General features: G+C 61.6%; 14 protein-coding genes and 2 pseudogenes. 10 read left to right on the plus strand and 6 right to left on the minus strand.

Going from position 1 to position 12,185, the window contains the following annotated elements; all coding sequences use genetic code 11:
- Nucleotides 1-387: 387 nt before the first annotated feature.
- Nucleotides 388-1,008: a MerR family transcriptional regulator gene (locus WA317_RS02910; protein WP_425171609.1), complete on the minus strand. Its 621-nt coding sequence runs from the start codon at nucleotides 1,006-1,008 to the stop codon at nucleotides 388-390.
- Nucleotides 1,009-1,087: 79 nt separating this feature from the next.
- Between WA317_RS02910 and WA317_RS02915 the strand changes: the two genes are divergently transcribed.
- Nucleotides 1,088-1,489, plus strand: coding sequence for a hypothetical protein (locus tag WA317_RS02915; RefSeq protein ID WP_425171610.1), 402 nt, complete (start codon nucleotides 1,088-1,090; stop codon nucleotides 1,487-1,489).
- Nucleotides 1,490-1,659: 170 nt separating this feature from the next.
- The gene (locus tag WA317_RS02920) at nucleotides 1,660-1,833 is read left to right on the plus strand and encodes a CsbD family protein (RefSeq protein ID WP_425171611.1); all 174 of its coding nucleotides are present in this window, start codon (nucleotides 1,660-1,662) and stop codon (nucleotides 1,831-1,833) included.
- Between the two features lie 212 nt (nucleotides 1,834-2,045).
- Here WA317_RS02920 and WA317_RS02925 read toward each other — a convergent pair whose 3' ends face one another.
- Complete coding sequence (locus tag WA317_RS02925; protein ID WP_425171612.1) at nucleotides 2,046-2,624, minus strand: hypothetical protein; 579 nt, start codon at nucleotides 2,622-2,624, stop codon at nucleotides 2,046-2,048.
- Nucleotides 2,625-3,099: 475 nt separating this feature from the next.
- Here WA317_RS02925 and WA317_RS02930 point away from each other — a divergent pair.
- Nucleotides 3,100-4,238 (plus strand): IS3 family transposase gene (locus tag WA317_RS02930; protein WP_425171613.1). Its coding sequence is split into 2 segments (ribosomal slippage): nucleotides 3,100-3,370 and nucleotides 3,370-4,238, totalling 1,140 coding nucleotides; the frame shifts between segments, so codons are not numbered across the junction.
- Nucleotides 4,239-4,511: 273 nt separating this feature from the next.
- Here the strand turns inward: WA317_RS02930 and WA317_RS02935 are convergent.
- Nucleotides 4,512-4,682: a hypothetical protein gene (locus WA317_RS02935; RefSeq protein WP_425171614.1), complete on the minus strand. Its 171-nt coding sequence runs from the start codon at nucleotides 4,680-4,682 to the stop codon at nucleotides 4,512-4,514.
- 223 nt (nucleotides 4,683-4,905) lie between these two features.
- Here WA317_RS02935 and WA317_RS02940 point away from each other — a divergent pair, with 223 nt between their 5' ends.
- Complete coding sequence (locus tag WA317_RS02940) at nucleotides 4,906-5,283, plus strand: nuclear transport factor 2 family protein (protein WP_425171615.1); 378 nt, start codon at nucleotides 4,906-4,908, stop codon at nucleotides 5,281-5,283.
- 230 nt (nucleotides 5,284-5,513) lie between these two features.
- Nucleotides 5,514-6,230: an SDR family oxidoreductase gene (locus WA317_RS02945; RefSeq protein WP_425171616.1), complete on the plus strand. Its 717-nt coding sequence runs from the start codon at nucleotides 5,514-5,516 to the stop codon at nucleotides 6,228-6,230.
- A gap of 57 nt (nucleotides 6,231-6,287) precedes the next feature.
- On the opposite strand, the gene WA317_RS02950 is transcribed toward WA317_RS02945, so the two are convergent.
- Nucleotides 6,288-6,893 carry a CGNR zinc finger domain-containing protein gene (locus WA317_RS02950; protein WP_425171617.1) on the minus strand — a complete coding sequence of 202 codons (606 nt, stop codon included), beginning with the start codon at nucleotides 6,891-6,893 and terminating at the stop codon, nucleotides 6,288-6,290.
- A 112-nt stretch (nucleotides 6,894-7,005) separates the two neighbouring features.
- Here WA317_RS02950 and WA317_RS02955 point away from each other — a divergent pair, with 112 nt between their 5' ends.
- The 4 genes from WA317_RS02955 to WA317_RS02970 all read left to right on the plus strand — a co-directional run bounded on the left by WA317_RS02955 (nucleotide 7,006) and on the right by WA317_RS02970 (nucleotide 10,611).
- Complete coding sequence (locus WA317_RS02955; RefSeq protein ID WP_425171618.1) at nucleotides 7,006-7,887, plus strand: alpha/beta fold hydrolase; 882 nt, start codon at nucleotides 7,006-7,008, stop codon at nucleotides 7,885-7,887.
- A gap of 2 nt (nucleotides 7,888-7,889) precedes the next feature.
- A complete protein-coding gene (locus WA317_RS02960) occupies nucleotides 7,890-8,576 on the plus strand; it encodes an alpha/beta fold hydrolase (protein WP_425171619.1) in 687 nt (228 codons plus the stop codon).
- A 103-nt stretch (nucleotides 8,577-8,679) separates the two neighbouring features.
- Nucleotides 8,680-9,168 (plus strand): DoxX family protein, encoded by a 489-nt coding sequence (locus WA317_RS02965; RefSeq protein ID WP_425171620.1) that lies wholly within the window; start codon nucleotides 8,680-8,682, stop codon nucleotides 9,166-9,168.
- A gap of 270 nt (nucleotides 9,169-9,438) precedes the next feature.
- The gene (locus WA317_RS02970) at nucleotides 9,439-10,611 is read left to right on the plus strand and encodes an MFS transporter (protein ID WP_425171621.1); all 1,173 of its coding nucleotides are present in this window, start codon (nucleotides 9,439-9,441) and stop codon (nucleotides 10,609-10,611) included.
- Nucleotides 10,612-11,012: 401 nt separating this feature from the next.
- Here WA317_RS02970 and WA317_RS02975 read toward each other — a convergent pair whose 3' ends face one another.
- Nucleotides 11,013-11,240: a hypothetical protein gene (locus WA317_RS02975; protein ID WP_425171622.1), complete on the minus strand. Its 228-nt coding sequence runs from the start codon at nucleotides 11,238-11,240 to the stop codon at nucleotides 11,013-11,015.
- A gap of 307 nt (nucleotides 11,241-11,547) precedes the next feature.
- Here WA317_RS02975 and WA317_RS02980 point away from each other — a divergent pair.
- Nucleotides 11,548-11,676 (plus strand): annotated as a pseudogene (locus WA317_RS02980) (TetR family transcriptional regulator); the annotation flags it as partial.
- A 44-nt stretch (nucleotides 11,677-11,720) separates the two neighbouring features.
- Here the strand turns inward: WA317_RS02980 and WA317_RS02985 are convergent.
- Nucleotides 11,721-12,165, minus strand: a pseudogene (locus WA317_RS02985) (nitroreductase/quinone reductase family protein).
- Nucleotides 12,166-12,185 lie beyond the last annotated feature (20 nt).

A 12,185-nucleotide genomic window follows, 5' to 3' on the forward strand; every position in this document is an offset into this window, starting at 1 on the left:
ACCTGCGACTATCTTTTGAGACCGTCACATGTGGTCTCTTTCGAGACGTCCAGGCAGACCAAGCCCACCGGAGCCATGGCATCGCTTCTGCCCAGGTGATCTGTCCGATCGGCGGTCACGCTTCTCGGCCCCGCATCGGAACCGCTGATCTCCGGATCCTCGGCCTCGGTGGGTTGACCCGCGCCACGAGTGGTGCGCTGCCACCGGCGTCAATCCCCCGCGGGGGAGCGGTACAGATGGCCGACCTGCGGCGAAGGCCCTCCCGGGTAAAGAACCCCTGATAACTCCGTTGCCCGATTCATCTGCTGACAATGGAGGCCTCAGGATACGCCCGGGTCCGAATCACCACGTGCGCGAGTGCGGAGTTATCGGTACACCAGCTGTACGTTAAGAGGTTTGGGAGCGGTGGGTTGACTCGGATTCGTGCGCCATTCGGCGCATCGTGGCTAAAAGCGGTTCGTAGAGCAGAGTTCCGATCACTAGGTGCTCGATTGCGGTTGCGCGGTCTGTCTCGGTAGTGATCGGTTCGACTTCGCTGGCAGCGAGGCGGGACAGTGTCTCGGCGTACTGGTCGAGCAGTGCGTCGGGAGCAGGGAACGCCAGGTGGTCGAGGCGGTCGAGCGCAGCGGCCAGCACGCGGCGGTGCGGACTGTCCGACGCCAGCTCCCAGCCATGCCGAGCGAGCAGGGCCTCGACTCGTTCGGCCGATTCAACGCTGGGTTCTTCGACGACGGCGGGGGATAGCAGCCACTGCGCGGTCCCGAGAGCCTGATGTGAAGGCACGGACTTGTCACTGACCACCGCGAGCACTCGGCGCACCGCCTCCAGTGGTAGTCCTGCCACTTCGATCAATGCGCGAATCAGAGCCAGCCGGCGTAGGTGGGAGTCGTTGTACTCCGACCAGGTGCTGCTTTGATGCTCGCCGGAATGCAGTAAGCCAAGACGCAGGTAGTACTTGATAGTCGACGCGGAGACGCCGCTACGTGCAGAGAGTTCGGCCAATCGCATGACCCATCTTGACATATCAGGTACCAAAGCTATCCAATACAAATTGGATACTGCTGGTAACCAATGAGGAAGGCGTCCCGTGTCTGACATAACCCGAATTCTGGCCGGAATCCTGCTGCTGTCCCTGGTCACTGTGGAGACCGGAGGGATTTACCTGGTGAAGCTGGTGCGGGAACCCGCCGCGGCGACGCCGTTTCAGATGCGTTTTGCCCGTGCGGGTCACGCCCATGCGGGCGTGTTGCTCTTGCTTTCGTTGACCGGATTGCTCTACGCCGACGCAGCGCACGTGACTGGCTTTTGGGGCTGGCTCTCGCGTATCGGGGTGCCGGCCGCGGCGTTGCTCATGCCTGCTGGTTTCTTCTTCTCGTCGATGGGCCAGGGTCGCAACACTCCCAACGCGTTCATCACGCTCGTCTACACCGGAGCGGTGGTCCTCGCGACGGGCCTTACTTCGCTCGGCATAGGGCTCCTCATCGCCTGAAACTTTTCTGACGGCTCGGATTTGCGCCCTGCAGGCATTGTGCCGCCGGTCCCGCCGCGACGCCGTTATTCCGGGCCGAAGTTCCGGGCTATGCCGTTTGAGCGGTCACAAGTACGGGTAGCCGCGCCTGCAACCATGTATCAGTAAGTCCATCTGGAAGGAAGCGACCGATGAGCGCGAACGACAAGTTGAGCAACAAGGTTGACGATTTGGGCGGCAAGGCCAAGGAAGCCGTCGGCAATGTGACCGGCGATGACGACACGAGGAACGAAGGCAAAGCCGATCAGTCGAAATCAAGCCTGAAAGACGCCGGCGAGAAGGTGAAGGACGCGTTCAAGGGTTAACCTGGAGAAGCCTGTTCGCAGGGCGGCCGCCGGTGCAAGCCTCCGGGCGGCCGCTCTTGCTTTCACGCCACCTTTCGCGTTACGGCCGCGGCTCAAGGCGCATCCAGTGGCGGCACGGGAGGGCATCAGGCCGACGGGGCGGACGGCGCTGCGATGGCGAGACCCGTACCCCTAGTGTCGTGGCGACTGGAATCGATGAACTCCGCCGAGGATTAGCGTGCAGGCAGCTCGACAACCAGATCGGCGTCCCACGCACGTTTCATCAGTCCCACCACGTCAATGTGCATGGCGGTGGCGAATTCGGGACTCGACATGAGATCTTCTACATAGCACAGCACCTGCTCAGCGACGATGTCGTTTACTCCGCCAATCCAGCCGATGAGACGCGCACCGACGCCGAGAGGCTCGACGGTTGTACGGACGTGATGTTGCTGCACCTTTTCGAGTTCAACAGTCACCGTGCACGGGGGGTCGAGCCGCAACCGAAATCGCGTCTGGACCTCAACCTTGCCGCAGTATCGGACGATTCGTTTTGCTAACCGCACCTCGATCGATAGCGCAATTGGGACGGTGACCATTTGGCGCCAGTAGTCGTCAACGCATAGCTCGACGTGGACCTGACCGCGCGTCCCCTTCGCCGTTGCCGACGCGATCCCGCCGGGGCCGACTTCAAGAGGGCCGATGGTGATGTGATCCCCTATTAGCCGGGCCACCACCTCGCCAACCCGGTCCGGCGGCGCCGCCGCGAGCAGCACGAGCTGAGTGAACTGTTCGGGACTTAACTCACCCACGAGCTCTCCTTTCGGTCGACGTTGACTCGGCGTTCACTTCAGCACGCAATTCGACACCAGATGCGATTTCGAGAGCGTTTGGTTGCCAGCTACTAGCGGGTAACTTAATGCGACGTACGCTACGCGACCGTAGGCTCGCCGTCGGGCCACCTCAGCCTGATGGGCGGATCACAGCCACGGAAGGCATCGTTGACGCAGACTCCGGGGACCCATCCGCAGTCGAACGGTCTGCCCCCGGCACGTCCAAGGAATGCTTTCGCGCGGAGATGCTCGCGGGACAGAACGCCAAAGGCATCGACCTCTTGGTGCGGGTCGCGCCCCGCCGCTACAATCGACTCGTGATGCTTTGCGAGAAAACCACTTTCGGCCGGTCGTGACGTATAACCGAACCGCTCGTGAGGTGAGCCCGTCGTAGTGGTCCATTCATTATGCGACTTCGTTGCCCGGTGTTCGGGTAGGAAGAATTGACGACGACATGGCATCGAACAGGCGCCGGCGGCATACGCCGGATCAGATCATCCGCAAGCTGGCCGAGGGCAACAAGCTCCTTGCGTCCGGCCAGGAACTCAATGAGGTGTGCCGGCATCTGGAGGTCGCTGAGTCGACGTGGCATCGCTGGTTGGCCCAATACGGCGGCATGAAAGCCAACGACGCCAAGCGGCTCAAAGAACTCGAAGCCGAGAACGCCCGACTCAAGAAGCTGGTCGCCAACCAGGCTCTCGACATTGACATGCTCAAGGAGATTTCGGCGGGAAACTTCTAACCCCGAACCGCAAACGCCGTGCAGCCACGGTGGTGCGCGAGCGGTTCGGGGTGTCGCAACGTCGCGCCTGCTCGGTCGTGGGTATCCACCGTTCCACGATGCGCCTGACGCCGGCGCCGATCACCGATGAGGAGGCCGAGTTGCGTGCTTGGTTGCGCGGCTTCTCGACCGATCGGCCACGTTGGGGATCGCGCCGGGCAGCCAAGATGGCGCGCCGGGCCGGCTGGCAGGTCAACAACAAGCGCATCCGCCGTTTGTGGCGCGACGAGGGCCTGCGGGTCCCGCAGCGCCGCAAGAAGAAGCGGTTGACCGGTATCGGAGTCGCTGTCGGCGCGATGTCACCGATTCGTCCGAACGTGATCTGGGCGATGGACTTTCAGTTCGACACCACCGCCGACGGCCGAACCCTCAAGATGCTCAACGTCATCGACCAATTCACCCGCGAAGCGCTCGCGATAAACGCCGATCGCGGCATCGACGCCGACGGCGTCGTCGAGGTGTTGGATCGCCTGGCCCTGCAGCGAGGAGGGCCACACTACGTACGCTTCGACAACGGCCCCGAGTTCGTGGCTCACGCCGTTAGTGACTGGTGCCGATTAGACAGTGCCGGTTCACTTTTCATCGATCCCGGCTCACCGTGGCAGAACGCCTGGATCGAATCGTTCAACGGCCGGCTACGAGATGAACTACTCAACTCGTGGCGTTTTGACTCGTTGCTGGAAGCTCGTGTGATCATCGAAGACTGGCGCTGCGACTACAACGCCAACAGGCCCCACTCCGCCCACGGCGAGTTGACCCCAACCGAGTTCGCTCTACAGTGGGCCACAGCCCATCAACCCCAAGCCTCATAGCGACTGGACCACCAACGGGTCCCCCCACGCGGATCTCAGCGCTGACGCAAGCCACTTATCCGATCTAGTGACCCCCTTTTTGCTGACAACGCGGGTTGTTGCTGCCAGGCATAGGCATTGCTGATGGAAGGCGCGGACTCGCCCGCGTTCCGCAGGGGCGCTGCGGAGTCGCGAAACGAAATGGTTGACGTAGATGACGAGCCAGGACTCGAAGTCGGTTGGGTGATCAGGCGTCTCGCTCAACCGCTCCCGAATGCAGCCGTAAATTTCGGCTCACGGGACCGCAGCGCGCCACCGACCCAACTGCGAAACCTTCTGAACCTGCCAAGGCGTGGCCCGGCTGTTCAGCAGTTCCAGGGCTGAGTCCCGTGCGAGGTCGACGATGACATCGAGCAGCTGAATCAGCTTCACCTTCTCGGGCGGATCGAGCCAACCATCTCGCAATCCCTAGCCTGGTTCTTGACAAATGATACAACCGTGCGTAACCCTTATAAAAAACATTCAGTGGTTACAGGAGGGTGAAAGTGCGACGGGTTGCAGCAGCCGCAGAGGGACCGACGTCGACCGGACATCGCACAAGGTTCGTGAAGCCTTGACGCGCGACCACGAACCGGTAGCGGCACCGGACTCGGAGTCCGAAGCAAGGACTGCGAGCTACCAGGCGCCTGTGGAGATCGTCAAGGAACTCTACGCAAAGTTGACTGCCGGCGATCCAGGCGGCGCTCTCGCCCTGATGTCTGACGACATCGAGTGGATCACCATGATGGACTACAAGGTCGACGGGCGTGGCCCGCAAAAAGTCCTTGAGGGCATGCTGATACCGGCAATGGAAGAGTGGGAACCGTACACGCTGACGCCGCACGAATTCATCTGCGACGGCGGTAAAGTCGTATCGGTTGGGCGGTTCAAGGGAACGAACCGTGCGACCGGTAAACATGTGGAAGTTGACTACTCTCACATCTGGGAAATAAAAGGCCACAAGATAGTACGGCACCGCCAATTCATCGACACCGGCAAGATTGAGCCGGCGCGCCATCCCGGCTGAGGCCGCTGCGGCGCAGAGGTCGCCAACCAAACCTGCGTGGTATCGCTCGAGTGGCGCTCGATCCGCCCACGCGCCGACGATTCTGCCCCTTCCCGGGTTCTCATCATCGTCGGGCACGGGTGACTTCGCGTTGGACACGGTGCTGGAAATCGCTTAGTTCGTCGACGACTTCCTTAGCAGCACAACACAAAGCTATTGACGCGGCGCAGCAGAACCAGGGGGTCTAGGGAATGGGCGAGACGTTGCGGGGTAAGACCGTTGTTGTGGTGGGGCAAGGGGGTGGGATTGCGCGTGCTGTCACGGTTGTGGCTCGTTCTGAGGGCGCTCGAGTCGTGGTTGCCGGCCGCGATGAGGCCCGATTGGCATCCGCTTACCACGACCTAGGTATTGATGCCGAGGTTGTGGACGTTACCGATGATTCGTCGATTGCGGCACTTGCTGAACGATTAGGTCCCGTTGACCATGTGGTGTCGGCGGTCTCGGCCCGCGCACGGGGCAGACTCGATGAGCTGGAGCGTGCGAGTCTGCTGAAATCGTTTGATACGAAGGTGATTGGGCCGCTGATGCTGACGAAATACTTCGCGGCACAGATCAATCAGGGTGGGTCGTTCGTCCTTTTTTCGGGGTTTCCGGCGTTCAAGATCAATGTCGGTTTTCTTGGGGTGGCGATCACCGACGGTGCGGTCGACTTTTTGACGCGCTCGTTGGCTGTCGAGCTTGCCCCGATCCGGGTCAATGCGATCTCTCCGGGTGTCATTGACTCCGGCGCGTGGGATTCGCTGGGTGAGCAGGGCAAGCGCGACCATTTCGAGAACGTCAGCCGCACGAACTTGGCGCAACGGATAGGGACGGCCGAGGAGGTGGCCGATGCTGCGCTTTTCGCGATGACGAACACATTTGTGACCGGTGTGACGCTGAACGTCGACGGCGGCCAGCATCTGACGTGATCCATTAGTGACGATTGGGCCGCTGACGACGGCGGTTCACGTTGTCCCGTTGGTGTGTCAGCTGGCGGATGTTCGGTGGCGCCGTACTTTGGCGCGGTTGCCGCACAGTGCCATGGAACACCAGCGTCGGCGGTGGGCTTTGGTGCGGTCGTAGAAAATGATGGTGCAGCCCGGGCATTGCCGGATCAGGGTCGGGTCGGCTTCGACGAGCAGGTGCGCCCAGGCTTGTGCGGAGAGGACGAGAAGCTGTGTGGGCTGTTCCCAGTGCCGCCGCTCATGCAGCATCAGAGTGTCGTCGTTGTCGGGGTTGAGTTCGGTGTATCGCCGATCCTGGGACAGCAGCGCATTGAGCTCGTCGATCACATCAGCGGGGAATGGCACCGGATTGTCGCCTGCCCAGTCCAACAGAATCGGCCGCAGCTTTTCCCGAAGAGTGCGGGCGTCCGCGGCGGCAGCGTCGAGTTGATCAGCGTTGAACAGATCTTCGAGCACTGCGAGGTCGTCGTGGTCGATGAGTTCCGTGCGCGCGAGCCACCGAAGATAATTAGCGGCGTCTCCGATCAATTCGATGGGCTCTGCACCTGGGGACGGTGTCGCCCGGCTGTTCAGCAGTTCCAGGGATGGGTGTCCTGCGAGGCCGACGATGACATCGAGTGGCTGCATCGGCCTCACCTCCCGGCGGATCGCCGAAGCGCTGGTAACCCCCTCAGCTACATGTTGACAGGTTATCAAACGTTTGCGTAACCTGTGATAGACATTTTCAACAGTTACATGGGTGGGACAGGGAGCACGAGTCGCGATGGGTGTCATCAGCCACAAGAGGATCAATGTCGACGGTCTGGGGGTTTTTGTTCGTGAGTCCGGTGATCGATCGCGACCGACCCTGGTGCTGTTGCCCGGATATCCGTCGAGCGCCCGAGCGTATGTGCGGCTCATCGACCTGCTGGCCAACCACTGGCATGTCGTCGCGATCGACTACCCCGGTTTTGGTTCCTCTGACCCATTGCCCGGTGAGCCCACCTTCGACGAACTGGCGGTGGTCACCGGTGCCACCATCGATGCGCTCGGCATCAGCGACTATGCGGTGTACATGTTCGACTTTGGTGCACCGGTCGGATTCCGTATCGCCCTCGACCACGACGAGCGGGTCCGCGCCATCATCACCCAAAACGGCAACGCCTACACCGACGGTTTCGGACCGGGCGTCGCCGCGCTAGCGGAGTGGTGGGCCAATAAGGCCGCCGGCGAGGCGACTGTCGACTGGTTCGTCAGCTTGGCCGGGACTCAGCATCAGTGGCAGGCCGGTGCCCGCGACGTCGAACACATCGACCCCGAGCAGGCACTGGCTGATCAGCTCGTGCTGGATCGTCCCGGCCGCGCCGCCTACATGAAGGCCCTGCTGTGGGACTACCAGAACAACCCGCCCAGCTACCCACAGTGGCAGGCGTGGCTGCGCCGCCGCCAACCCGCACTGCTGGCGATCTGGGGCGCGAACGACCCATTCTTCATCCCAGCCGGCGCCCAGGCCTACCGCAACGACGTTCCCGACGCCGAGGTGGTCCTGCTCGACACCGGCCACTTCGCGCTGGAAGAAGAGCTCGATGAAATCGCGCTGCAGATTGAAACACTGATGGCCGCCACCTTCGGGGCGGAATGACGATGACAACCGACACAACCTTTGTCTTGGTTCACGCGGCGTGGGCCGACAGCTCCAGCTGGGCACCAGTGATTCATCGGCTACAGCAGCGCGGGTATAACGTCGTCGCAGCACCGTTGCCACTGACATCGTTCGACGACGACAGCGCAGCGCTCAACCGAGTTCTCGACCGCATCCAGGGACCAACAGTACTCGGCGGTCACGCGTACGCCGGCGCGGTCATCGGCGCGGCAAATACCGATTCGGTGAGGGCGTTGGTTTACGTCGCCGCGATCGCACCCGACGAAGGTGAAACAGTCGCCAGTCTGTTTCATCGCGCCCCTGCCCATCGTCTCGCCCCCGCCCTGGAGCCCGATCATCATAATTTAATTTGGTTGCCGCACAGCGCTTTCGCGGCAGCGTTCGCACAAAACGCCACCCCCGAACAACACGCCATGCTCGCCGCAGTCCAGCGCCCCCTCTCACCGTCGTGCATCACCGCACCCGCCCCACGGCCCGCCTGGAAAGATCGCCCAAGCTGGTTCCTCATCGCCGAACACGACCGCATGATCGCCGCGGAAACCCAGCACTTCGTCGCCACCCGGATGAACGCAACCATTCACGCCGTTGATGCCGACCATTTACCGATGCTGACCGACCCCGATAGCGTCACCGAGATACTGCTCGCGGCGGCCAACCACTCCCAATGAACCGCGGCAGCTTGCGATTAACAATCGTGGCCTACGTTTTATTAGAAGCGCATTCGATCAGAACCAGCACACGCCTAGACCTACCGACCGGAGGAGCTATCCCATGATGCGCCGATCGCTCGCCCGCTATCAGTCGGCTTACGACCGAATTACCGTTTCGCTGAACAGATTCGACTGGCTGGCAAATTTATTCTTGCGGCTCAGTGTTGGTTTCATGTTCTTCAGTGGGGCAGTGGGAAAGCTCGGGGGCCTCGGTAAGTTCACTGCGATGTTTGAAGGCCTGGGAATTCCAGGTGCGCCGGTGGTTGCGCCCGCCGTGGCAATCGTCGAACTTGTTGGTGGCGTGGCGCTGATGCTCGGTCTGGCGACGCGAGCGGTGTCTCTTGTGTTGGCGCTCGAGATGGTCGGCGCCTTAGTGACGGATATAGGCCCGAGCCTGGCGGAAAAGTATGCCAGCGTGTGGAGCTTCCTGAGTAATTTGTTTTATTCGTCGGAGTGGCTTTTGGTCGGCCTGCTGCTTTTTCTCGTGTGCACCGGAGCGGGTTCCGCCAGTCTCGATGCCCGGATCGATCAGCGCCGGGTGTCATCATAACGCGTGACCGACTCGAATATGTTGTTATACAACAGAATCCGTCACGATGCTTTGTTATGGACCTGCTGCGGCGCGGGTTTCGGTCGGAATGTAATCGCTCCGTCGTTGGACTGTGAAGCGATCGAACTCCGAATCTTAGCTAGGCGTGCGGGAACGCAGCGGGGTAGGGATCGCACATGCAGTTCACCGACGCGCCCTTCTTGGCTGTCTCGCCCAGAATCGAGCGGGCGGCGGAGTGTCATACAGCCTGACGGGAGAACGGTGAAAGTCGTGAAGTCGATCGATCGGGCGCAGATTTGTGTCACCGCGGTGTTCGCGGCGCATGCCCTTGTCTTTTCGTCGTGGGTGGCCCACATCCCGCACGTGAAAAGCGAAGAGACTCTCCGATGGTGCGCTCGCAACGCGCTGTTGGGCGCGCCACTGGGTGCTCTGGTCGCGACGGCGATGTGTATCCGGCTGTTGCCGCACTGGGGAAGCCACAGTCTGGTCCCAGTCAGCCTCGCCGGCTACGCCGCGTCCGGACCCCTTATGGGCCTGGCCAGGTCTGAACTGAAACTATTCCTTGCACTCATCAGCGTGGGGTTCTTCTTGGGCGGGCTGGATGTCGCGATGAACGTACAGGCCGCAGCGGTCGAACGCGTCGCCGCGCGACCGATAATGTCTCGCTTCCACGGGATGCGTAGCGTCGCTGTGCTGCTGGGGTCGCTGGTTGGCGCAGCGTGCGTGAGCGCGCATGTGGGCTTGACCGACCAGATGACGGTCATCGGGCTCATCGTCATTGTCGTCGTCCGGCCGATCGCCGGCGGCCTGGTCCGCGAACCGGCGCCCACCGTCCGCCAGAAAGCCGCAAGGCCGCAACCATTCTGGAGGAATCCGACCGTCGTCATTCTGTCAGCTGTCGCGTTCGCGTCGTTCCTGTGCGAAGGATCTGCGTCCGATTGGTCAGGCGACTACCTGAATCGAGTCGTCGGCGCGGGGCCCACCGTGGCCGCGCTCAGCTACGTGTCCTTTACCGCAGTTATGGCCCTCACACGGTTGGGCGGCCCCCGGCTATACGAGCGTGTTTCCATCCGCTGGCTGCTGCCATCGTTGGCGCTGTTCGCCGCGGCCGGCCTGTGCGTCACGCTGGTCACCGCCAATCTTATGGTGACCCTGTTGGGATTTGCGGCTCTCGGGGCGGGCGTGGCGTTGTTGGTGCCGGCCGCGATGACCGCTGCTTACTCCCCGATTGACGCGGGAACAGCGATCGCTGCAGTCGCCGCGATCGGTTGGGTGGGCTATCTGATCGGTCCACCGTTGATCGGGCAGGTGGCTCAGTGGGCGGGGTTATCCGCTGCGCTGGTAACCGTCCCGATCATGATGACGCTTGTCGCGATCGTAATCCGCTTCACCACCGCGTTTGACGCAGCCGACGCATTTCCCGAGCCCACCGCACCGCTTTAATAGTGGCAGGTCCCCGATAGCCGTCCAGCCCGGCTCAAAGAGCCGGGTTGTGTTGACAACGATGTCAGTTGATCTCGCAAGCCACAAAAACTGCTCTATAGTGGGCCGCGACCCATCAACCCCAAGGCCGCATAGCGACTGGACCACCAAACGGGTCCCCCTCACTCGTCCTACCGGAAAGTGCCTGACCAATCGAGCGGTCCGATAATCGACTGAGCAAGCGACAATGGCGACCGGCAGGCCGAACGCGACATGATCATGCCGAAGTCCCGACGCCGATTAGACGGTGATTGCGTCGACGCAGTCGCCAAGAGGCACCGCGGCTAGGCCGGAGGCCGAACTTGGCTCAAACGCGCAAACGGCGCTAAGTGGTCTACCCGTGCGGAAAGCTCGCGCTGAGCCTAACTGCCGACGGGATCGTCGTCTTTGCCGGTGAACATCTCCTTAGTCTTATCGACTGAGTGAGTGGCCACGTCGATCGAGTTCTTGACGATGCGGCCGGTGCCGCCAGCGACGTCACCGCTGGCGATGTCTGTCGCATTCTCGACGTTCTCCGACGACTTGTCGACGGCGTGCCTCGCGATGTCATTGGCAGAACGCAGCCGGTCGTTCTTTCGGTCATCTTCCATCAGGGTCTCCTTTCTTCGCCCGACTCTAACGTTTCTTCGCCCGACTCTAACGCTTGCAACGTCTGCTGCGGAGGTCTTAGCGTCTGCTGCGATAAGGAGACCGCTGGGTGACGTCATCCTTCCAAACCCCTTCGGTAGATCGCGGTGTGGTCACTGCTCTCCGGCGCGCGTGGCGCAAACCAATCAGCGTTCGACAGGGGCCGTCGACTCCCTGGGCGAAGTAAAAGCGGTATCGCTTATGAGGTTTGGGTGCATAGACAACGTCGCTGTAGGTTTACTCTATGATCACGATTGCATTCGCTACCTCATGCGGACGCATGGGTGGGCCGGAGCTGCGCCAGCCACCGATGCGGAGGCGGTGGACCGGATCCTAGCGGCGGCCAAATCTGTGGTCGATGAGCGTGGCGCTAGCCTAAGGATTGTTGCCGTACAGCGTAATAACGAACTCGAAGCCCTTCACTGGTACCCCTGCATATTCGATCACGCAATATTCCGCGGTGCTCGCTGGTCCAGGTCGATCCGAACGGTGACTGGGGTGCTGGCCGAGGCGCGGAAGATGACCCCATCGGCTCGGCCGATGAGCCCGTTGGCGTCATCGAGTCGTCGGCGCCGGACAAGAGCATCGTCATCGTCAATGATCGCAACGGTACCAGGATACCAACGGCGGCCGACCTTGCTGCGCACACGCGGATTTGCTACGAGGTTCTTCACATAGCCGCTGCGCCTGCCGTGTTCGGACTAGCCAGAACACATCGCCGTCGAGCCCGTTGCCTACCGGGGTCAGGCGCGGCTGGCCGCTGCACCTTCCAATGGTCTCAAGCAACGCGAACGCGCGCGGCGCAATCCCGAGTCGCAACGCGGCCCGGAAGGCAGGATTAACTACGGACTTCTCCAGCCGACCCTGAAGCCGGCCTCCGGTGGCCATGAGTATCAGTGTGCAACAGA

This window comes from Mycobacterium sp. (assembly GCF_049802695.1).
GTDB lineage: Bacteria > Actinomycetota > Actinomycetes > Mycobacteriales > Mycobacteriaceae > Mycobacterium.